The organism is Radiobacillus deserti, from assembly GCF_007301515.1.
In the GTDB taxonomy this organism is placed as follows: domain Bacteria; phylum Bacillota; class Bacilli; order Bacillales; family Amphibacillaceae; genus Radiobacillus; species Radiobacillus deserti.
In genome coordinates, this window is the sequence record NZ_CP041666.1 from 2,733,388 (window position 1) to 2,755,035 (window position 21,648).

Here is a 21,648-nt window from a genome sequence, read left to right on the forward strand (position 1 = left end):
GTACTGCAAGCTATTTTCACTTTTTATTACGATTATATTTTCATCTATTATACATGATAGAGTATTCTTTGTAGTCATCTAATTACTAGATTCTAACACTCATTGGGCATTTCCCATTATCTTGTACAATTGTTTTAATAAATTTACGTTTACCTGTTCTTGTTTCATCATTCATTTAAAGGGACTTGAATGAATATCGTTGTTCCCTTTCCGACCTTGGAAGTGATTTTCAATTGACCTTCTAACATATCTACTCTTTCTTTCATTCCAACTAGACCAAAGGAGTGATCTTTTTTATGCTTCGTGTCAAAGCCTTTTCCATCATCTTTTATAACGACAAGTACGGCACTCTCCGTTATTTCTACTTTCACTTGGATGGAGGAAGCTTCTGCATGCTTGATGGCATTCTGTACGGATTCTTGAACGAGACGAAACAAAGCTACTTCATATTTAGAATTAAATCTTCGTTCTTTTCCATGTGTCGTAAACTCTATGTCTATCTTGTTGTATTCCGACATATTAGCCAAATATTTCTTCATGGTAGGGATAAGTCCTAAGTCGTCTAAAGCCATCGGGCGAAGATCATATATAATTCGTCGTACTTCGTACAAGGAAGAACGAACCATTTTCCGCATATCTTTTATTTCTTCCAGTGCTTCCTCTGGACTTCTTTCTCTAAATGTACGATCTATAAGCTCAGATCGGAGGAGAATGTTTGCAAGCATTTGTGCCGGACCATCATGCATTTCTCTAGAAAGGCGTCTACGCTCTTCTTCCTGTGCTTCGATGATTCGCAGCCCAAACTCTTGCTTTTCATGCGCTTCTTGCAAAAGGTCTCCAACTTGTTTAAAGTCATCACTTAAGTAATTCAATACGACCGATATTCTACCAACTAAACTTTCTGCACGAGCAACTGTTCGTTCAAGATTAATCAAACGTCGTTCTAAGTCATCTCGTTTTTCGCGAAGATTCCGTTCTTTTTCCCGCTTCATCGTGAGTTCAGTTTGAAGCTTATGGGTTTGGTCATAGATTTCTCTAATTTGATTTTCATTATATTGATCAAAATGTTGGCTTACTTTAGAAAGTCGAATTCTTGAAAAACGTACTTTTTGTTCAAGATCATCCCCTTCTTTAATAACCCGCTGCACTGTTGCTTTCGTTTCACTTAATAGATTTCTTAGTTTTTCAAATTCTTTGCGCGAATCCTCACCGATTGAAAAGATTTCATCTTTGCTGTTGCTTACGGCATCTATCATTTCATCAATTATAAAATCTAGTTTTCTCTCATCTGACCTTGCCATATCTTCTCCACCAATCTTCTCAAAATAATCATTCGATGGGCCTATATGCTTTATGGGGGTGCTCCATTTTTCCTAGAAAAATATCTTGTAATCGCTTTTCATTTTACTATAATGCTTCAAGAAAAGGAACAAAGCAAACAGACACGTTGCGGCCTTTCATGAGACTATTTATAATAAAGCTCTAGGAGGTTCGGTCATGTTAAACAGTTATTATACCGTTAAATCGGAAGGCAGCGATGAAGTAATCATTCAAAAATCTCGGTTTATTGGACATGTAAAAAGAGTCGAAACCGAAGAAGAAGCAATGAAGTTTATTGAACATATCAAAAAGAAGCATCAAGATGCGACCCACAATTGCTCTGCATATATGATTGGGGAGCACGATTTAATTCAAAAAGCAAATGATGATGGCGAGCCATCTGGAACAGCCGGTGTCCCGATTCTAGATGTTTTAAAGAAAAGAGGGTTAAAGGATACAGCCGTTGTCGTTACTCGATACTTTGGTGGAATTAAGTTAGGAGCAGGTGGACTAATCAGAGCGTATTCTAGTACAACCTCTCAAGCTATTGAAACGACCGGAGTTGTAAAACGACAATTAATGCAACAATTTATCATTGGTATTGATTATACATTACTAGGCAAAGTAGAAAACGAACTCAGGAATTCCGAATTCCATTTGGACAAGATCGATTACCTTGAAAACGTCCAGCTATCCGTGTTTGTGGAAACCCAGAAAGACAAGCTCTTTCAAGATTGGATGGTTGATTTAACAAGCGATCAAGCTTCCATCACAAAAGGAAAACAAGATTATTTTGAAATGGATGTGTAAGGATTAATAGACACGATATTTCCTGGGAAATGAAATCTCGACAAAAAACAATGGTATGCGGTCTACTTAACGAAGACTGCGCATACCATTTTCTTTCACTTTGGATAATGCCGCTTCATCTGCAATCAAATGAACATTCTGATGGTTTTGCAAGATAGAAGCTGGAAAAATTTCGGACACTTCCCCATGAAGGAGTTGGAACACAGCATCCGCTTTTTTTGCCCCGGAAATCAATAGAATGATTTCCTTACTTTTCATAATGGATTGAATTCCCATCGTAATCGCTTGTTTCGGTACATCTTCCTCTGAAGCAAAAAATCGAGCGTTTGCATGAATGGTAGAAGGGGCTAACTGAACGACGTGCGTCCCTGTTTCAAATGAAGTTCCAGGTTCATTAAATCCAATATGTCCATTTACACCAATACCGAGAACCTGTAAATCGATGCCACCACTTTGACGAATGCTTTCATCATACACTTTACATTCTTTCGTCAAATCAGATGCCATTCCATTTGGTACATTAGTTTGTTCCAGAGGAATATCAATATGGTGAAATAACCGGTCATTCATATAAAAACGATAGCTATTTTTATCTTCGGACGGCAAACCAATGTACTCATCTAAATTGTATGTTGTCGTATTCGAAAAGGATATTTCCCCGTTTTTATGCGCTTGCACTAATTCTTTATACATACCTTCAGGTGTAGAACCCGTTGCTAATCCAAGTACTGTCTTTGGCATTTGTTTGATACGATTTATGATGAGCTCGCTTGCCTTTTTACTCATTTCCTCATAATGTTTCACTTCGGTTATTTGCATGTTAACTTCCCTCCTTATAGCTTAATATTCCACGACAATAGGTTTGATAAATATGAAGATTATCATCTACTAGTACAAGATCGGCATCCTTGCCTATTTCAATACTTCCTTTTTTATCGAAAACATGAATTTGCTTTGCTGGATTCTCCGATGTCATTTTAATCACATCTTGTAACGCTGCACCTGTGAAATCCATCATATTCCTGGCACCGTCGATTAGCTTCAAAATACTTCCTGCCAATGTTCCATTTTCTAGTGTTGCTTGTTTATCAGTTACGGTTACCGATTGACCACCTAGGTCATACGTTCCCGGTTGTAAACACTTTGCTCGTAATGCATCGGTAATCAGCATTAGACGTTCTTTTCCGATGTTTTGATAGAAAATATGAATCATATCTGGAGATACATGAACGCCATCCGCAATTAATTCAGCACGCAACTCTTCTAACAAGAAGGCTGCACCTACTACCCCTATGTCTCGATGGTGCAATCCAGTCATCGCGTTTGCTAGATGCGTAACTTGGCGAACCCCATGCTCCACCGCTTTCTTCATTTCTGCAAACCCTGCACTCGTATGACCAGCAGAAATCGTAATTCCCTTTTGTTGTAAATAGTTAATGAGTGCATAATCCTTGTCACACTCCGGAGCGAGCGTAATCGTTTTAATCCTGTCGTTGGACATCCGTTGCCATTCATCGAATTGTTCTACATCAGGGGCTAAAATATGATCTTCCGGCTGAGCGCCTGCTTTTTCTTTGTTAATAAATGGTCCCTCTAAATGAACCCCTATTACCTCTGCATTTCCTGGCTTATTTTCATACTTTCCGATATTTTCAAGTGCCTGATCAATATTTTCTTTTGACTGTGTAATCGTCGTAGCTAAGAAACTAGTCGTTCCTTCCGCTGGAAGTGCTCGCGCCATGGTGTCGATTGCTTCTTCACTAGCATCCATCACATCTGCACCATTTGCTCCATGAATATGACCATCAATGAAACCCGGTATTAAACTACGTCCTCCCCCATCCACAACCGCATCGATTGGAACATGAGGAGAAGCATCTCCGTTCAAAATTTGATGAATAATTCCATCCTGTAAAACAATAGAACCTTTTTTGATAATCTCTTCTTCTTTATATATATCAACATTTTTTATCCAAATCGTGTCCCTGCGCATAGATAAAAAACTCCTCTCACTTCCATTGTCCTCCTTAAGGTATCATATAAATATATAGTTGTCTATACATTAGTATAGGCATATACAAGATGACAATAATTTGTTAAAATTTGTTCATAATAGTCCTATAAAAACAAATGAGAACGGCTTTATTGAAGGGAGAACTATCCATGTTAAATAAAAATTCTCCTCTACCTATTTATTACCAACTTGAGGAAGAAATAAGACAATTAATCCAATCCGGACAATTAAAACCAGGCGAGTTGTTACCATCAGAACGTGAATACGCTGAATTACATGAGATTAGTCGAATGACAGTTCGACAAGCAATTAACAACTTAGCTTCAGAAGGGTTACTATATCGACAAAAAGGGAAAGGAACCTTTGTTGCCGAGAAGAAGTTTGAACAAAATCTCCAAGGCTTAACAAGCTTTAGTGAGGATATGAAAGCTCGAGGTTTGACTCCCTCTAGCAGGCTGTTAACCTTTGAGGAAATGATGGCCAATTCTAATGTTGCAGCGAAACTGCAAATATCAGAAGGAGACAAGGTCTATCTGATGCAGCGAATCAGATTAGCGAATGGTGATCCTGTTGCCGTAGAGGCAATATATACGCCTAAATCTGTAGTTGGCTCATTGTCGAAGGAAGACTACTCGGGCTCTTTTTATGAATATATGGAGCAACAAAAAGGACTTCAAATTGGTCACGCGGAACAAGAATTAGAATCTGCACTAGCTAACCCATTTGAAATTGAGCATCTACAAGTAAATAGTGGAGATCCGGTGCTTCTCATGAAACGAATAACATACTTGTCCAATGGTATCCCCTTCGAATATGTAAAATCAGCTTACCGTGCAGATCGCTACAAATTTAAATTAGACTTACCTAGATAGGTTAAAGATAAAAAGGGGCTGGGACATAACGAAAAGGATAAGCCGAAAAACAGCCTATACTAGCTCCGGACTCCAGCGGGAAAAAAGGCATCGGTGAGCCCCCACCGTACGTCAGCACGAGGAGGCTCACCAGCCGCCCGCGGAAAGCGTCGTATATTTCCGGAGCGGGGTATAGGCACTATTTATAATTGTTGTTTTTTCATTGCTTCCTATACTTTTGTCTCAACCTCTTTTTTATTCCCATTGTTCATATTCATTTTTGTGATGAATAAACTGTTCAATGAACTCCTTTGTGTTATTTATCATAGAGCTTTCGGTTTGTTCCCTTAAATCTGATAGGATTTGCTTTAAGATCTCCTGTTCACTCACGGAATCACCTCAGTTTTATTCAAGCTAATCGCTTGCTTTACCTTATGACATTCGTTACCTATCCGTTCCTTTTCTCCTTTTAATTCGCTTATTCTTTTTGATCACACGACTAGCCATAATGAGTATTACTGCAATACTAGCCCCAACTGAATCTAACCCCACATCGCCCACATATGGAGTTCGATTTGGCGTTAGGCTTTGATGCCATTCATCGGTAATCGCATAAAAGACAGTCAGACAGAATGGGAGCCAATAGCTTCTTCGGTCACTCTTAGACAATGCCACATAAAACGCTATCATCAGCAAACAGTAAATCGATACATGAGCCCCTTTACGTATAAAAAATTCAATAAAACCATGGATTCCTAAAGCCGCTATACTTACCTCCGAATTGTGGTAAGTAAAAGAGATATGATCTAAGGCAGGAATAAGAAAAGAAAGATCCATCCACTCTCCTAAAAACGGTTTAATATCCTGCTCCTGATAAGGTTGATGGGATGAATAAAAGATAATCGCCATCACACTAAATGGAAATATCCAATATCTATATTTTTTCATAAAACTACCCCTACTCTTCTGAAGAACTTGTTTTCATAGAATAGTTTAATAATATCTTCATCAACTTTCTAATACAATATTATGATTTGATCTACATAGGAGGTAACAAATTTGAAGAATCTCTATTCTCTTTTAGTGATCATCTCCATGATGATCATCATACTTGGATGTTCCAAGGATGAAGTAACACCGGAAGAAAAGATGGAACAATTTGTATCAATGTGGAATGACCAGAAATTTTCTAACATGTACGACATGCTTTCAGAAAAGGCACAATCTTCTTATTCAGAAGAGGAAGTAATCAATCGGTATGAAAAAATTTATGAAGATCTCGGTATTCAAGACCTTGAGGTAAAGATGGGCAATGTAGATTCCAACCATAAGAACGAGGATGTGGTAACTTTGCCATTTCACGTAAGCATGGATTCTGTGGCTGGCCCTATCTCATTTGACTATGAGGCTACATGGATGAAAACAGAAACAGAAGAAGAAAAAAATTGGAAGCTTGACTGGGACCCGGGATTTATATTTCCAGAACTAAAAAATGGTGGTGAAATTTCTTTAAAAACAGAACAGCCTCTACGTGGTGAAATTATGGACCGTAACCAAAATGGACTAGCGATTAATGAGGCTATTTATGAAATAGGAGTCGTTCCTGAAAAATTTGGAGAAGATGCGGAAGAAACGAAAAAGAAACTAGCGAAATTATTAAATATGAATGTAAATTCCATTGACCAAGCAATAAACGCAGAATGGGTAGAGCCGAGCCTATTTGTACCGTTAAAAAAAATCCCTAGAACAGATAAGGCATTGTTGGACGAATTATTTGCTTTAGAGCCTGTGATTAAAAGAGATACGACTGGTCGAATCTACCCGTACGGAAAAGCAGCTGCTCATTTAATTGGTTATATAGGGAAGATAACAGCCGAAGAATTAGATGAAGTGGATAGCTCCCAGTATTCCTCAAACGACATGATAGGAAAACGCGGAATAGAACAGCTTTTTGAAAAACGGTTAAAAGGAGAAAAAGGCGTCCAAATTATTATCCAACAAGAAGGAAAAGAAGATATCATACTTGCAGAGAAAAAAGTGAAGCATGGAGAAATGATTCAGTTATCCATTGATGCCGAACTACAGAAGGACATTTATACATCCTATCAGGATAAAGCTGGTACGGCTGCTGCCATAAACCCGAAAACTGGTGAAACACTTGCGCTAGTTAGCAGTCCTGCTTTTGATCCGAATCAATTAACCTATGGCATAAGTCAGGATGAATGGAACACGTTACAAAACAATCCACAATCTCCATTATTAAATCGTTTTGCAGCAACCTTTGCACCCGGTTCGGCGATTAAACCGATTACTGCAGCAATTGGACTAGAAGCAGAAACACTTGATCCAAATAAGGGGTATCCAATCCATGGCTTAACTTGGCAAAAAGATGATTCATGGGGTAATTACAAGGTAACCCGAGTTTCCAAGTCTAATGGTCCGGTAGATTTAGAAGATGCACTTGTTCGTTCTGATAACATTTACTTTGCCATGCAAGCGATAGAAATGGGAAGTAAAACATTGGTACATGGCCTTCAATCCTTCGGGGTTGAGGAAGAATTTCCATTTACTTATCCGATTGAAGCATCGTCCATTTCCAAATCTGGAAAAATCGATTCAGAAGGGCAATTAGCGGATACGAGCTTTGGGCAAGGTCAATTACAAATGAGTGCTTTACATTTAGCAACAGCTTATTCACCATTATTGAATGATGGGGATATGATTAAGCCTGTTTTAGAATCAGATGAGGCTAAGAGTACGATTTGGAAAAAAGACGTAATGTCTTCTGAAACTTTCTCTATCTTAAAAGACGACTTACGCAAGGTTGTAACAGCTGCAAATGGTACAGCTCATTCTGCTGATGTTGGCGATCTAAAGTTAGCCGGTAAAACAGGAACTGCAGAGTTGAAAAAGGCAGGAGAGGAATCCGGACAAGAAAATGGGTGGTTTGTTGTGTATCCAGAATCAGAAGAGCTCATCTTATCTATGATGGTCGAGCATACCGAAGACCTTGGTGGAAGTCACTTTGTTGTGGATAAAGTGGTAGATATTCTTCAGTGAAAAAAAGAGGCTGGGACATAACTAAAAGGAAAAGCCGAACAACAGCCTATACTAGCTCCGGAAATATACGTAGACTCCAGCGGGAGGAAAGGCATCGGTGAGACCCCACGAGGAGGCTCACCAGCCGCCCGCGGAAAACGTAGTATATTTCCGGAGTGGGGTATGGGCACTAATGATAATTGTTCGTTTTTTCATTGCTTTCTATACTTTTGTCTCAATCTCTTTCTTAAAATTAAAGCTTTATCACTTTCCCAGTTCTCGCAGACTCATAGCAAGCATCTAATACGGCAAAATGGCTTCGAACTCGCTCATTGCCATAGACTGGTTCTCTCTGTTCAAGAATCGAATCCGCAAAATGTTCTACCTGTAAGCGATATTGGTCACCTTCTACGTGGTACTCTTCCACCTCTCCCGTATCCTTATGAACTTTGATAATACCTTCTCCCTTTGGATTCAAGTCTGGTCGATAGGCATTTAAAACCTCGATGGACCCTTTTGAACCGACTACTTCATAGCCACATCTAGGATACGTATCGAAACTACAGTCGAAGTTAGCTAGCTTTCCATCCGAAAAAGAAAGAATTCCCGTAAGAGTCGTGTCTACCCCATCCGTAAATGTCGCAGATGCAGAAACAGACACAGGTTGATCCTCTAAAATAGTGGTAATGGAATGAATACCATAACAGCCCACATCGTAAAGTGCTCCCCCACCAAGCCTCGCATCCAGACGAATGTTCGTCTTATCTTGAAGGAGAAAAGAAAACTTCGCTCTCATAAGCGTTACCTTCCCAATTTCTCCATCCTTTATTAGCTCCTTCACCTTTTCATGCTGTGGATGAAATTGATACATAAATGCTTCCATAAACCTTACATTATGTTGGTCACAGGCTTTTAGCATCTCTTCCAGTTCTTTTGAATCCAGTGCAGCTGGTTTTTCACATAAAACATGCTTTCCATGCTCTGCCGCTTGGATAACCCATTCTTTATGCATTCCGTTCGGTAATGGGATATAAATCGCATCCATATCAGGGTCTTGCAACAATGCTTCATAGCTAGTATAAGCTTTTGGTATGCGAAGCTCCTCCGCTACCTGTTTTGCTTTTTCGCCACGACTAGCAATCGCTTCCACCGAACCATTAGCGGACCGCTGTATGGCTGGAATCACTTGTGTTTTTCCAATTTTTGCAGTACTTAATATTCCCCATCTAATGCTCATCGTTTCCCTCCTTTGAATCTAGCCATTAGCCTTTTACGGAACCTGCAAGCAGGCCACGCACAAAGAATTTCCCTAAGAAAATATAGACAAGTAGAGTTGGTAATGCAGCAAGCAGTGCCCCCGCCATTTGTACATTCCACTGGACGATTTGACTACCAGATAGGTTTTGTAAGGCTACCATGATTGGTTGACTATCCGAAGTAGTGATCGTTACCGCGAATAAAAACTCATTCCAAATATTCGTAAACTGCCAAATCGCTACCACAACAAAGCCGGTTATCGATAACGGTATAATTATATGACGGAAAATACCAAGGAAGTTAGCCCCATCCATTTTTGCCGCTTCAATCATCGTATCCGGAATGTTGGCATAGAAGTTACGGAACATAAGCGTAGTAATCGGCAATCCATACACCACATGGGTCAAAATAAGTCCTGGTATCGTATTATACAGTTCAATATTCCGTAAAAATTGAATAAGTGGAATCAAAATACTTTGATATGGAATGAACATCCCAAATAAAATAACGGTAAATAATAGTTCTGATCCTTTAAACTTCCATTTAGACAATACATACCCGTTCATTGCACCAAGTAATGCAGATAAGAGCGTAGCTGGAATAACGAGATATAAGCTATTCATAAAATTGGGAGCTAGCTCGCTAAATGCCTCTGTGTAACTACTAAAGTCTATCGACGTTGGGAGTTCCCACATTGTTTCTAAGGAAACTTCATCTAATGGCTTAATACTTGTTACTAGGATAACATAAACAGGAGCTAAAAATAGAATGGCCATAATGACTAAAATTGTATATTTAATCGGTTTCCAGATGTTCAGCGCCATTAGCTATCACTCCTTCTGTTTGTTATTAGATATGGCACAATAAATACGGCTACAAGCAACAGCATGATGATTGCAATCGCTGCCCCATTCGCATAGTACTGACCCTGGAACGTTGTTTCAAACATGTACACACCAGGAACATCGGTCACAAAGTTAGCACCAGATCCCGACATCGCGTAAATGAGGTCGAAGATTTTTAAAGAGATGTGAGCCATAATAATGACAACACTTACTGTAATTGGCATTAGCATGGGAAGGATAACCTTCCTATAGATTTGAAACTCTGTTGCGCCATCCATTCGTGCAGCCTCTCTCAGTTCTTCTGGAATTCCTCTTAGGCCTGCTAAATACATCGCTAAGGAGAAGCCCGTCATTTGCCATACCGCCGCAATAACAACAGCGATAATGGCTACTGGCAAACCAAATTCTATGTTTCCCCATTCAAATCCAGCCAAAATGTTCGTATCGGTGTACCATTTTGGCTGAATGCCAAACACTTTTAAGAAATAATTGAATCCTGTTGATGGATTGAGAAGCCATTGCCACACAACCCCAGTTACAACGAATGATAAAGCCATTGGGAATAAGAAAATATTACGGAATAGGGATTCCCCTCTCGTTTTCTGATCAATCAATATCGATAACCCTAATCCCATAACGATAACTAATCCAATAAATAATATCGTGAAGAAGATCGTATTTCTTAAATCTGCTTGGAATCGAAAGTCTTGAAATAGAAATAGATAGTTTTTTAGTCCAGCAAATGACATATCCTGTACAAGACTATTCCAATTACTTAGGGATACCCATCCTGTCCATCCAATAAATCCATATACGAAAATGAGAATAAGGATGAAAGAGGGAGCTAAAAATCCTAACGCAATCCATTGATCCTTCGTAACCTTTTTCTTCTTTTTATTTAGTTGTAGCTTTTGTTCTGTATGCCTCTGTGTGGCTAGTTCCTCTTGCATGTGTGTATCCTCCAATCCTAAGAGGTTATGATAGAACCCCGTATCACCCAATGATGATACGGGGTTCCTATTTTACAAGAATCCCCCGAGATTCTTAGTCTTACAGTTCAGATGAAGCTTGTTTTAAAGATTCGATTAACTTATCTACATCAAGCTGTGTTACGAAAATGTTTACTGCTTGGTTTACCTTTGTTAAGAAACCAGCTGCAGCTGCAGATCCGTGCGCTAAGCTTGGAGTAAGTTTTGCTTCTTTAAAGTCTTCCATTGTATCTTTTCCGTATTGGTCATATTTAGAAGGATCTGCATCCACACGTGCTGGGATCGACCCTTTAAGTGGATTGAATGCATCTTGCCCTTCTACAGAACCAAGCACGGAAAGGAATTTCTTCACATCATCTGGGTTTTTAATCCCTTTAGGTAAACCAAATGTATCTGTAATAACCATGAACTCTCCGTCTGTTTCAGGAGTAGTCGTATAACCAAAGTCTACATTTGTTTCAAGCTCAAGGTCGTTAGAGAAGTAGCCTTTCGCCCAGTCTCCCATAATGTTCATCGCCGCTTCTCCATTTCCTACTAACTGAGCAGCATCCTGCCAGTTACGAGAAGCGTGGTCTTCGTTTACGTAAGAAAGTGTCTTCTTGAATAGCTCTGCAGCTTCTACTACTCTCTCATCATCGAAGCTTACCTCTCCATTCCATAGACCGCGATAATCCTCAGGTCCAAGAACACCTAATAAAATATTTTCAAAGATTTGTGTCGCTGTCCAAGGCTCTTTGTCTCCAAGAGCAAGTGGTGTAATACCAGCTTCTTTTAACTTGTCAGCAGCAGCAAAGAATTCATCAAATGTTTGTGGAACTTCAATACCATTTTCTTCAAAAACATGCTTGTTATAGAAAATCACGTTCCCACGGTGAATATTTACAGGTACAGAATAAATGTCCCCATCCTTACTTACTAAGTCGATTAAGTCTTGAGGGAATTTATCCATCCAGCCTTGCTCTTCAAAGAAATCATTTAGTGGCTCCATTTTTCCAGCAGCAACCCAGCCTTCGTTAAGCTCGGCACCACCGTGCACTTGGAACGTGGATGGTGGATCGTCCCCTTGCATTCTAGTTGCTAGAACCGCTTTTGCGTTCGTACCAGCACCACCAGCTACAGCAGCATTTTCAATTTCAATATCTGGGTGCTTTTCCTTAAATAAATCTAATAGTGCTAGTAATCCATCTTCTTCACCGGCACCAGTCCACCAGCTAAAAATTTCAACCTTTCCTCCCGATTCACTTGAGCCATCTCCGCCATCAGATTCTGCATTATCTCCACCTTCTCCAGAAGAACTAGAGCTACATGCAGCGATGACTAGCACCATAGCGAACAATGAAAAGAAACCTAACAGTTTTTTCACTTGTTAAAACCCCCTTTTTAATTCTGAAAACCTATGTGGTAACGCTTACAAATTAAATTATATAGACAAATACAGACTATCCGACTATTATTTTCTTCACTTTTTTAAGAAAATCTTCATTTTTTTAATAATTTCTGTTGGTACTGTTTTGGCGAAAGCTGATAATATTTTTTAAATACTCTACTAAAATAGTTTGGGTCCTTATATCCAACCATAAAACTAATTTCTTTTAAACTAAGATCAGATTCTTCTAATAGCTGCGATGCCTTATTGAGACGAACATTTGTAACATAATCAATAAATGTTTCTCCCGTCGTTTCTTTAAAAAGATTCGAAAAATAATTGGGACTTAATTCACATAGATCCGCAACTTCCTCTAGAGAAACACTGTGTGCATAGTGTTCTTGAATATAAGTTTTGGCGCGCTCAATCTTATGCTTCGATTGATAGTGCTGCTGAATATGTAAGCATATTAAACGAACGTATTGAACCCAATCTTGATTTGATTGGAGTTCATGTATGGATTTGTTCCATGGCTTTATCTGCTTTGCTTCCAGTAACTGTTTTATTTTGTAATAAAGCTCATGAAGAACTAGAGTCCGCTGTTGACGATTTGTTTCTTCGATTAACTGGTTTAGTTGATAGATAGCGCCTAGTTCATCTCCTGCTTGGATCTCGTTAAGAAGTGGCTCCAAGCTGTTTCGATCCCTGTACTCTTCCTCTACAGGAAATCCATAATTACGATGCTGTACGCTCATTAAATGCTCCAATGAAGAAAGGGACTGGTGATAGGAATTGGCTACCTCTGATAATCTTGTTGGATGACCGACTCCAATATAAACTCGTTTCCCTAATCTCATTTGCAGAAGTCTAGCATGCTTCAATAATTTAGCCCGTTCAAACTTTTCTGAACGCATAAGCAATACAATCACTTGGTCCGCTTGCCAATCTGATATATATGTATCCTCGAGGATGTCTTGCAATTCCTTCTCGATGCTTTCTCCGAGCTGCTGACTAGCATCTTTAATCGCAAAAAAACAACCGTACATCATATTAGGGAATAATGCTTTCTGAAGCTGTTCCACTTCCTCTCCCTGCTCGTATTTCATTAATTTAGAGAGAAAATGTTTTTTCGCAATAATGCCTGTCTGTTCTTTTTCCTCTAACCCTTTTCGCTCTTCTTCTATTTCTTTATGAATGCGAAGCATTGCTTTAATGGTTTCTTCTTTTTTACTCGGCTTCAAAATATATTCTTTTACACCGAATTTCATCGCCTGCTTGGCATATTCAAAAGAATCATAGGCAGATACGAGAACAAATTTAATCGAAGGCTGAAACTGATGGATAATTTCAATCGCTTCAAGGCCATTAATGCCAGGCATCTTAATATCCATTAGCATGACATCCGGGCGAAGACTTTCCGCTAATTCAATAGCTTTCCGGCCGTTTGATGCTTCCCCGATTACTTCTACTTGTTGGAAATTCGTCTCCAAAAACTTACGCATCGCTTTTCTTTCTAGTAATTCATCCTCTGCAATAATCACTTTCATCGTACCACCCCTATTCTTTGTGATATCCATTCGGTAATACTAGCCGAATAATCGTGCCACTATGAATCTCGGACTCTATTTCCATGACATAGTCACTTTGATAGAAAAGCTGTAGTCTTCGAATAACGTTCGTCATCCCAATTCCCGTTGAATGTCCGATATGCTCCATGTTTTCTGTATCTACGGATGTGTCTAAGAGCCGAGATATCGTCTGTTCGTCCATCCCAACTCCATCGTCCTCTACTTCCACCATCGTTTCTTCACCTTTGTCATAAATACGAATCTGAATGTTCCCTCCATCTTCTTTCGCTTCGATCCCGTGTATAAAAGCATTCTCCACGATAGGCTGTATCGTAAGCCTTGGGATAGGAATATCCATGTGATTACTTTTTATCTGAATTTGATACTGTATTCTTTCTAAAAATCTAGTTTTTTGAATGCTTAAATATTCTTCGATTACTTGAATTTCATCACTAAGAGAAATCGGTTTTTTTATATCTCCTAAACTATAACGAAGCAAAGTAGCAACCGAATCGATTAAATTAGACGTTGATTTTGCATTTTCTAAATAGGCCATTTTCGAAATGGTATTTAATGTATTAAATAAGAAATGTGGGTTGATTTGGTTTTGTAGGTGTTTTAGCTCAAGCTCTTTCATTAATTTTTCTTGCTCTGATTTCGTTTTCATTTCTTCAATAAGCTCGTGAATATTTGTACGCATTTGATTAAATGAATCCCCAAGTAGCTTCAACTCGTCATTCGACTCAATCACGACTGGTTCTCCAGAAATTTGTCCGCTTGACACTTGTTTCGCGGCTCTCGATAAAGCTTGAATTGGTTTATTTATGCCGTGTGAGAACCAAAGCGAAAACCCGACAGCTAACATAACGGTTGTGGAAAACAAGAAAAAGATAAACCATTGGAAGGAGCGATTACGCTCTTGTAAATCTTCATATAATGCTTGGTATTCATTCAGCTCTAAATCGATTAAATGAAGGGTTGTTTCTTGAATATAAGTGGATGCATTTTGCGTTTCTTTGAGGTGTGCCGTATAACGCTCAATATCATCTCTTAACACAAATCCTACCGTTATTTCACTCTCATGAATTAAAGAGTCAATTAAGTTCGTGTAGTTTTTAACTTGCATCGTTTCCTCAAAGGTTTTAGAACTCATGAGCTCTGCCTCTTCTCTTTCAATTTGGTGGAGAGAGGAGTAGTATGCATCTAAATTTTCCTCATTTGGTTCCATCACATATGCTTTTACATTTTGGTATAACTGATTTGATAGCTGGGAAATAGAATTCAACGTTACAAACCGATCAAAGCTTGCATGGTATTCCTTTGTGAGTTGCTTAGAGCTAACATAGATAGAGATAGACACCACATTAAATAGAACGACAAACACAAAGAAGTAAATAATGAGCTTTCCACGTATCGTTTTCATCGTGCATCTCCATTTCCAATTAACTCCCCATTACGGACATCATCTTTCCGAATGACTTTTGTAGCTGTGTATTGAAATGGATTAACCGATTCCTCTTGTTGTATCTTCAGCATTTGTTCCACTGCGACCTTCCCCATTTCTTTTGGGTACTGTGAGATCGTTATATCGATATCTTCATCTTCAATTAAGGAAAGGGTTTCAGGTAAAATGTCAAACGCTGCTACGTACATATCCTCTGAGGGGTTAAATTCTCGGATTCCTTGCACTATCCCGACACCATCCAGTGCACTTGTTCCAAACAATGCGGTGATTTCTGGATGTTCCCTTAGAATAGAGTAAGTTGCTTGAGCAGCGCCTATCTCCGTTATATTTGATTCCTTTTGATCGACCACTTTGATTCTAGAGGAATTAGAGATGGCATCCAAAAAACCGTCCAATCTTTCCTGTTGGTTGAGTGCTTCAAAGCTTCCCATAATCACCCCAACATTTTGTTCTCCCTTCGTATCCACAATTAATGCTTGTCCTGCAAGGAATCCGGCTTCGTAATTATTAGTCCCTACGTACACTTGCCGTTCACTTTTAGGCACATCTGTATCTACCGTAATTACCGGAATTCCATTTTCTCTCGCTTTATGAACTAAATCTAAAAAACGTTGACCAGGTAAGCCTTGTGTAATAATTCCATCCACTTTTGCAGAAATCATACGATCTAAAGTCTGCAGCTTTTCCTCCAAGTCAGACTTACTTGGACCGATATATTCCAAGTAAACGTTTTCATTTTCTGCCGCTTCTTTTGCTCCATTTTCAATGAGACGCCAATAGGCATTCCCAACCTCTTCCGTTATAAGGGCGAAATGATAATCATAGGATTGCTCAGCAGCAGGATGATCTTCTACATAGAATGTTTTCTTTCCATAAAGAAGCATAGCTCCTAGATTTATAGAAAAAAAGACTAGACTCGCTACTAGTAACCATTGTTTCTGACGTCGATTCAAAGGATTCCCCTCCCCGTCCTTTGTTATAGTTTAGCTGGAATTGTAAAAATTGAAAACCACATGTTTGAGAGAGTGTCGGATAAAAGGATAGCCTATTGTCTATAAACGAAGCATAAGTTGTGCGCAAACCTCGGCGTAGGCAGAATACGGTGACTCCTGCGGGAATTACACGAGGAGAAATCGTCGCATATGCATCATTAGGTTCTAGAGCAATAATTTTGTTTTCTCCCAGCTTCTTTATTAATCTATGATCTCTTGAAATTGCTTCACTATTTTTGGTTGAGCTTCCTGAGTGATAAAGAACAGCTCTTTGTCTTCTAAGCTCTTTTGGAACACGAGATAGTTATTTTCCGTTATGAGGATGCGATACAGATTATTACTATAATCCATATTGGTTGTAGCATTAACTAGATAATAGTTCTGTTCTTCAAGAATGGAATGAACCTCTTTATTGTTTATCTCTTTTACTTCTAAATGTTCATTTCTTAATGTCACAAATATATTTACTATTTTCTCATTATTTTCAATCCGTTTAACTTCCGTATCATTATCATTAACTATTTCGACTTCCATTATGTTAAACAAATGATTCTGAGGCAATCTAAAGGGATTTTTGTCATGAGAACAGCTAGTTATAAAAATAAGGATAGTAAACATGGGTATTCCCTTATACATTAGTTTCTTCTTCATTTATCTCCCCCCAAAGCAACTTATTTGCATGTTACGTACAAAAGGTGATAAAGACTATGTGTACACCTTCTTCTTCTATCATAGCTTAGTGAAAGCAAAATTAAAAAACAGAAGCATAAGCTCCTGTTTTCCCGTACGGATGTATAAATTTTATAGGGCATTTAATTGATTTGTAAGTGTAATAAATTGTTCCTGATCGTTTTTTTCTAATGCTTCATCAATCAGACGCTTTAGATTTTCTTTCTCTAACTGAGCAATGACTTCATCTACATCTGCTTCCTTTATTAAGGTACGATCATTATTGATATAAGGATCAATAATCGCATTTAAATTCGTTAGAAAATCGTTAAGCTTAAGTAAATCAGCTAATGCAACTCGACTATATTCTTTTCCCCGCTGAAAGACAAAGATATCGTCTTGATTTTCAACCTTTTGGGTGTCCCGATTAACGCGGATTTCTCGCGATTCTAGAGGTACAAACTGATATACCTTATTATCTAACAAGAGTGAAAAATATTGATAGGCAAGAACGACACGTAAACACTCATCCTCTTCCTTAATGTAATATGGCTTTAGCATCTTAACAGAAAGCATCACTCCACCCCCAGTGTTTTGGTTTTCGGAACATTACAATTTTGAAGCACGAGTAAATTTATTAATGTAGTATATGTTTCGAGCGATGAAAAGGTTAATGATGGACACCTAAATTTCATATCTCTTATTTTTTATTATAATCGATTCCGCTTATTTTTGATAGCGTTTACACTGTTGATTTATCCCTTCTTTCCACTACTTTATGCGAAAAGTGGCTGTACATATGTTTATTATTTTTTTAGGAGTAGTTATTAAGTGAAACCCAGCTCTTTTAGCGACCCTGTCCGCAGTCTTAGCACGTTCTCCTCAGCACGTTAGAAAAAGTGACGCAAAAACGTCACTTTACAAACACTTCCTCTTGAACTCCTAAAAATTGCTGAATCCTTTCCTTCCCCTCTACGGTGTACCAGTTTCGAGCATCTACTGCTATATAATCGTTGTTCTGCTTAAATAGATAAACAGCGTATTCCATGTTTAATCGATCATCCTGCTTCCTTAACGTATGCTCAAGGGTGACAGGATTTCCTTCTTTCTCATAATATGCTTTTACCTCTTTTGCCTTTAAATCAAATGGTTCCTCGTAGGAGGATGATATAAATTGCCAATCATTGATTTTCCACTTCCCTTCCTGCTTCGTAACTTCGATATGAAACTTCGCTCCACTGTTTATTTCATTAGCAGGATAATATGCAGTAAACGTTGCTTGGTGGACATCTTCATAGGTAACGGGCTTATGGAAGCTTGGAAGCATCGAGCCTTGTAATGCACCAGGGGCATCACATTCACAGAAAAAAGTTTCTCGGTATTGAACAATATGCTTTTCTATAAATGCTTGTGTAAATGTATCTTGTAGAATTGGCTGAACTAGAGATTGGAACTCTTCCACTCCAGGAACGAAATCTATCCCTTTCTCGTACCATCCTTTTTGTTGAATGCCTTGAACGATTTCTTTTTTCCTATCACTAATGGATCCTGTTAAAGCGATCATTTCCTTAGCACTTATGTTCCCAGTATTTTCTTCTTTTGAGTTTGCCTCCACATTCTTTTTCGCATTAGACGGATTCGACGTCGCCGTTTGTCCACAGCCAACTACAATAATGGATAAAGCAATGAGTGCTATTAAACCTTTTTTCATGTTATGTATCCTCCTATTCCTATAAATCTAGTAAACTAGTATCGGTTTGCCAGAGTTCTTTTATACTAATCTATGCAAAGAAAAGAAAAATAGAAGATAGAATGGTAGAAATTTTAGACATCTCTTTTTCTTCCTGTATACTAGGAACAAAAGCTACCTATGACGAAGGAGGCATTGTATCCATGAGCATAGAACCTCGAATCCAATTCATTAGTGAATCTGCCTTATTGCTAGAGTGGAAGTCTATCCCTTCCCCGAAAATCAACCGAGAAATTCTAGCACTCCATACTTACATTCATCAGCATCCATTCCAAGGCTATATAGAAGGGGTTCCAGGTTACGTGACCTTAACGATTCATTTCCAGCCCTTTGAAATGGAACAAGTGGATTCGTTCTCCTATGTAAAGCACCATGTCTTAACCAAACTCCACCAAATCCAACAATTAATCCAGCACGATCAAACACCAAAAGTTATACCTATTCCAGTCTGTTATTCCTCTAGCTTTGGACCCGATTTAGAATTTGTTTCTTCCTTTCATAACAGGAGGAAAGAAGATATCGTTTCCATTCATTCCCAAACAGATTATCCAGTCTATTTTCTAGGATTTGCACCTGGATTTCCCTTTCTAGGAGGGATGGACGAAAGAATTGCAACACCACGAAAAAACTCTCCCCGACAGCAAGTACCTGCAGGCTCAGTCGGAATTGCCGGCAATCAAACAGGCGTGTATCCTCTTTCCACACCCGGTGGCTGGCAAATTATCGGGAGGACACCTATTCCGTTGGTTACCTCGGATGAACAAAACCCTACTCTTATAAAACCCGGGGATATCGTTCGTTTCCAGCCCATTACGGAAAAGGAATTTGTAGAATTGGAGGGGAGTCTATGAGTTTATTTGTCCAAAAACCCGGTCTATTAACCACCATCCAAGATCACGGGCGGCATCGTTATCAGTTTCTTGGTTTTTCTGTAAACGGACCGATGGATTCGTTCTCGATGGAAACCGCTAATTTTCTTCTTCAAAATGATACGAACGCTGCTGTTATTGAGATGGGAATGGTTGGCGGGAGTTTTCTTTTTCAAAAAAACACGGTGATTGCAATTACAGGTGCTTTTATGAATCCAAAAGTCAATCAGCAGGCAATCAAACAAGGAGCTCCAATCCCTGTGCGTAGCGGGGACTTGTTAACCTTCGGATTAGCTAATAATGGGGTCTTTACCTACTTAGCGGTAAAGAATGGGTTCATTTCTCCTCCTTTTTTAAAAAGTCGAAGCTTCATTCATGTAGACGGGCAATCCTCCTTTCCTGGGCCGAAGATAGAGAAAGGAGATTGTATTCCTTATGACGAATGTAGTTCAAGTGCTCCCAAACAATGGTTTGTGAATACAATGGACCTAGAGATTGAGCCTACTATCCGGTTTCAGGAGGGAAGTCAGTATGATTGGTTTACCGATCAAGCGAAAGAAACCTTTGAACATGATCGGTATTTTGTGACTGCACAATCTAACCGAATGGGATACCGACTAAATGGTACACCTCTGCAAAGGAAGGTTAACCATGAAATGTGGACAGAAGCTACCCTATTTGGCTCCATTCAAGTTCCCCCTAATGGTCAGCCCGTTATTTTAATGGCGGATCGCCAGCCCACAGGAGGATATCCAAAGATTGGGCAAGTGATTCAAGCGGATTTGCCAAAGATGAGCCAGCTAAACGTATCATCTAGCATAACATTCAAAAAAGTAACTATAGCTGAGGCCATGGAAAAACTAACAGAGCTTGAACATAAAAAACGACTAATAAAACGATTCATTGATCAAAAATGGAAGGAGCTACACTTATGAATATAGACTTAAATTGCGATTTAGGAGAAGGATTTACTACCTATGAAAAAGAAATCATGCCTTATATTTCCTCTGCGAATATTGCTTGTGGCTTTCATGCAGGAGATCCTGGCGTGATGTATGAAACCGTAAAACTGGCAAAAAAGCACCAGATTAAAGTTGGGGCACATCCTGGATTTCCCGATAAAGAAGGATTCGGTAGACGCCCATTGAATTGGACCGCAGATCAAGTGTATCAGTCTATCCTCTATCAGATTGGCGCCCTTGAGGCAATTGCAATCGCGCAAGAGGTTCCTCTCCATCACGTGAAACCCCACGGTGCTCTTTATCATTACGGCAGCCAGAATCCAGATATTGCGGAGGCGATAGTATCGGCTATCCTAGATATTAATCCAGCCCTAATCTTGTATGCTCCACCCCAATCCGAATTCATTCAAGCAGGCGAAAAAAGAAGACTCACTGTTTACAAAGAAGGATTTGCGGATCGTACATATCTTGATAATGGTAGCTTAACACCTCGCACAGAAGAAAATGCACTTCTGACGGAGTCGACTATGGCAATAAAACAGTGCATCCAAATGATAAACGAGAACTCCATTACAACAAAGAATGGTAAGTTAATCCCAATTGAAGTAGATACAATATGTGTGCACGGTGATTCTCCACATGCCGTCCATTTTGTAAAAGAGTTATCTTCAGCTCTACAAGACCACGGTATCCAAATTGGGTACTAGTTATCCCACCATTTTTGCAAGAGAAAGGATACTTGTCTATGCTATTTGGATAGCTAAACATACAGTATAGGGAACGCTGTAACTTCTAGTAGGGTTTATGCATACTACCATTGGCTATCAGAATATCTGGTAGCCTCTTTTTTAAAAACTTTCTAATAAATATGGATAAGTTTGG

The 21,648-nt window shown here is 39.0% G+C and carries 21 protein-coding genes; 6 read left to right on the top strand and 15 right to left on the bottom strand.

Annotated elements, in window-relative coordinates; genetic code table 11:
* Positions 1-167: 167 nt before the first annotated feature.
* Entirely contained in the window at positions 168-1,301 is a 1,134-nt protein-coding gene (locus tag FN924_RS14510) for a sensor histidine kinase (RefSeq protein ID WP_143895683.1), read from the bottom strand.
* A gap of 196 nt (positions 1,302-1,497) precedes the next feature.
* Here FN924_RS14510 and FN924_RS14515 point away from each other — a divergent pair, with 196 nt between their 5' ends.
* Positions 1,498-2,130, top strand: coding sequence for a YigZ family protein (locus FN924_RS14515; protein ID WP_143895685.1), 633 nt, complete (start codon positions 1,498-1,500; stop codon positions 2,128-2,130).
* Between the two features lie 66 nt (positions 2,131-2,196).
* Here FN924_RS14515 and nagB read toward each other — a convergent pair whose 3' ends face one another.
* The gene (nagB, locus tag FN924_RS14520; RefSeq protein WP_143895687.1) at positions 2,197-2,949 is read right to left on the bottom strand and encodes a glucosamine-6-phosphate deaminase; all 753 of its coding nucleotides are present in this window, start codon (positions 2,947-2,949) and stop codon (positions 2,197-2,199) included.
* A 1-nt stretch (position 2,950) separates the two neighbouring features.
* On the bottom strand, positions 2,951-4,123 hold the full coding sequence (nagA, locus tag FN924_RS14525) for an N-acetylglucosamine-6-phosphate deacetylase (protein ID WP_143895690.1): 1,173 nt from the start codon (positions 4,121-4,123) through the stop codon (positions 2,951-2,953).
* A gap of 170 nt (positions 4,124-4,293) precedes the next feature.
* On the opposite strand from nagA, the gene FN924_RS14530 reads away from it, so the two are divergent.
* Positions 4,294-5,016: a GntR family transcriptional regulator gene (locus FN924_RS14530; RefSeq protein WP_143895692.1), complete on the top strand. Its 723-nt coding sequence runs from the start codon at positions 4,294-4,296 to the stop codon at positions 5,014-5,016.
* Between the two features lie 234 nt (positions 5,017-5,250).
* On the opposite strand, the gene FN924_RS19575 is transcribed toward FN924_RS14530, so the two are convergent.
* Positions 5,251-5,385, bottom strand: a complete 135-nt coding sequence (locus FN924_RS19575; protein WP_267128994.1) for a hypothetical protein — start codon at positions 5,383-5,385, stop codon at positions 5,251-5,253.
* 54 nt (positions 5,386-5,439) lie between these two features.
* Positions 5,440-5,943, bottom strand: coding sequence for a VanZ family protein (locus tag FN924_RS14535; protein WP_143895694.1), 504 nt, complete (start codon positions 5,941-5,943; stop codon positions 5,440-5,442).
* 111 nt (positions 5,944-6,054) lie between these two features.
* On the opposite strand from FN924_RS14535, the gene FN924_RS14540 reads away from it, so the two are divergent.
* Positions 6,055-8,055 carry a penicillin-binding transpeptidase domain-containing protein gene (locus FN924_RS14540; RefSeq protein ID WP_323368620.1) on the top strand — a complete coding sequence of 667 codons (2,001 nt, stop codon included), beginning with the start codon at positions 6,055-6,057 and terminating at the stop codon, positions 8,053-8,055.
* 232 nt (positions 8,056-8,287) lie between these two features.
* Here the strand turns inward: FN924_RS14540 and FN924_RS14545 are convergent, their stop codons facing one another.
* The 10 genes from FN924_RS14545 to FN924_RS14590 all read right to left on the bottom strand — a co-directional run bounded on the left by FN924_RS14545 (position 8,288) and on the right by FN924_RS14590 (position 18,896).
* Positions 8,288-9,271, bottom strand: a complete 984-nt coding sequence (locus FN924_RS14545) for a Gfo/Idh/MocA family protein (RefSeq protein ID WP_143895695.1) — start codon at positions 9,269-9,271, stop codon at positions 8,288-8,290.
* A gap of 25 nt (positions 9,272-9,296) precedes the next feature.
* Positions 9,297-10,115 (bottom strand): carbohydrate ABC transporter permease, encoded by an 819-nt coding sequence (locus FN924_RS14550; RefSeq protein WP_143895697.1) that lies wholly within the window; start codon positions 10,113-10,115, stop codon positions 9,297-9,299.
* Complete coding sequence (locus FN924_RS14555) at positions 10,115-11,086, bottom strand: carbohydrate ABC transporter permease (protein WP_143895699.1); 972 nt, start codon at positions 11,084-11,086, stop codon at positions 10,115-10,117. The genes FN924_RS14550 and FN924_RS14555 overlap by 1 nt, the downstream gene beginning before the upstream one ends.
* A 100-nt stretch (positions 11,087-11,186) precedes the next feature.
* Positions 11,187-12,488: an ABC transporter substrate-binding protein gene (locus FN924_RS14560; RefSeq protein WP_407691992.1), complete on the bottom strand. Its 1,302-nt coding sequence runs from the start codon at positions 12,486-12,488 to the stop codon at positions 11,187-11,189.
* A 116-nt stretch (positions 12,489-12,604) separates the two neighbouring features.
* Positions 12,605-14,038: a response regulator transcription factor gene (locus FN924_RS14565; RefSeq protein ID WP_158634022.1), complete on the bottom strand. Its 1,434-nt coding sequence runs from the start codon at positions 14,036-14,038 to the stop codon at positions 12,605-12,607.
* A 10-nt stretch (positions 14,039-14,048) separates the two neighbouring features.
* Positions 14,049-15,482, bottom strand: a complete 1,434-nt coding sequence (locus FN924_RS14570; RefSeq protein ID WP_143895703.1) for a sensor histidine kinase — start codon at positions 15,480-15,482, stop codon at positions 14,049-14,051.
* Positions 15,479-16,477 (bottom strand): sugar-binding protein, encoded by a 999-nt coding sequence (locus FN924_RS14575; RefSeq protein WP_228409463.1) that lies wholly within the window; start codon positions 16,475-16,477, stop codon positions 15,479-15,481. Before FN924_RS14575 ends, FN924_RS14570 begins: the two co-directional genes overlap by 4 nt.
* Before the next feature lie 240 nt (positions 16,478-16,717).
* Positions 16,718-17,167 (bottom strand): hypothetical protein, encoded by a 450-nt coding sequence (locus FN924_RS14580; protein ID WP_143895705.1) that lies wholly within the window; start codon positions 17,165-17,167, stop codon positions 16,718-16,720.
* Positions 17,168-17,317: 150 nt separating this feature from the next.
* The gene (locus FN924_RS14585) at positions 17,318-17,761 is read right to left on the bottom strand and encodes an IDEAL domain-containing protein (RefSeq protein WP_143895707.1); all 444 of its coding nucleotides are present in this window, start codon (positions 17,759-17,761) and stop codon (positions 17,318-17,320) included.
* A 337-nt stretch (positions 17,762-18,098) separates the two neighbouring features.
* Positions 18,099-18,896, bottom strand: coding sequence for a hypothetical protein (locus tag FN924_RS14590; RefSeq protein WP_143895709.1), 798 nt, complete (start codon positions 18,894-18,896; stop codon positions 18,099-18,101).
* A gap of 182 nt (positions 18,897-19,078) precedes the next feature.
* Between FN924_RS14590 and pxpB the strand changes: the two genes are divergently transcribed.
* Genes pxpB through FN924_RS14605 form a run of 3 tightly spaced genes read left to right on the top strand, consistent with a single transcriptional unit; the run spans position 19,079 to position 21,473 of the window.
* Complete coding sequence (pxpB, locus tag FN924_RS14595; protein WP_158634023.1) at positions 19,079-19,786, top strand: 5-oxoprolinase subunit PxpB; 708 nt, start codon at positions 19,079-19,081, stop codon at positions 19,784-19,786.
* Entirely contained in the window at positions 19,783-20,739 is a 957-nt protein-coding gene (locus tag FN924_RS14600) for a 5-oxoprolinase subunit C family protein (RefSeq protein WP_143895713.1), read from the top strand. The genes pxpB and FN924_RS14600 overlap by 4 nt, the downstream gene beginning before the upstream one ends.
* On the top strand, positions 20,736-21,473 hold the full coding sequence (locus tag FN924_RS14605; protein WP_228409464.1) for a 5-oxoprolinase subunit PxpA: 738 nt from the start codon (positions 20,736-20,738) through the stop codon (positions 21,471-21,473). Before FN924_RS14600 ends, FN924_RS14605 begins: the two co-directional genes overlap by 4 nt.
* Positions 21,474-21,648 lie beyond the last annotated feature (175 nt).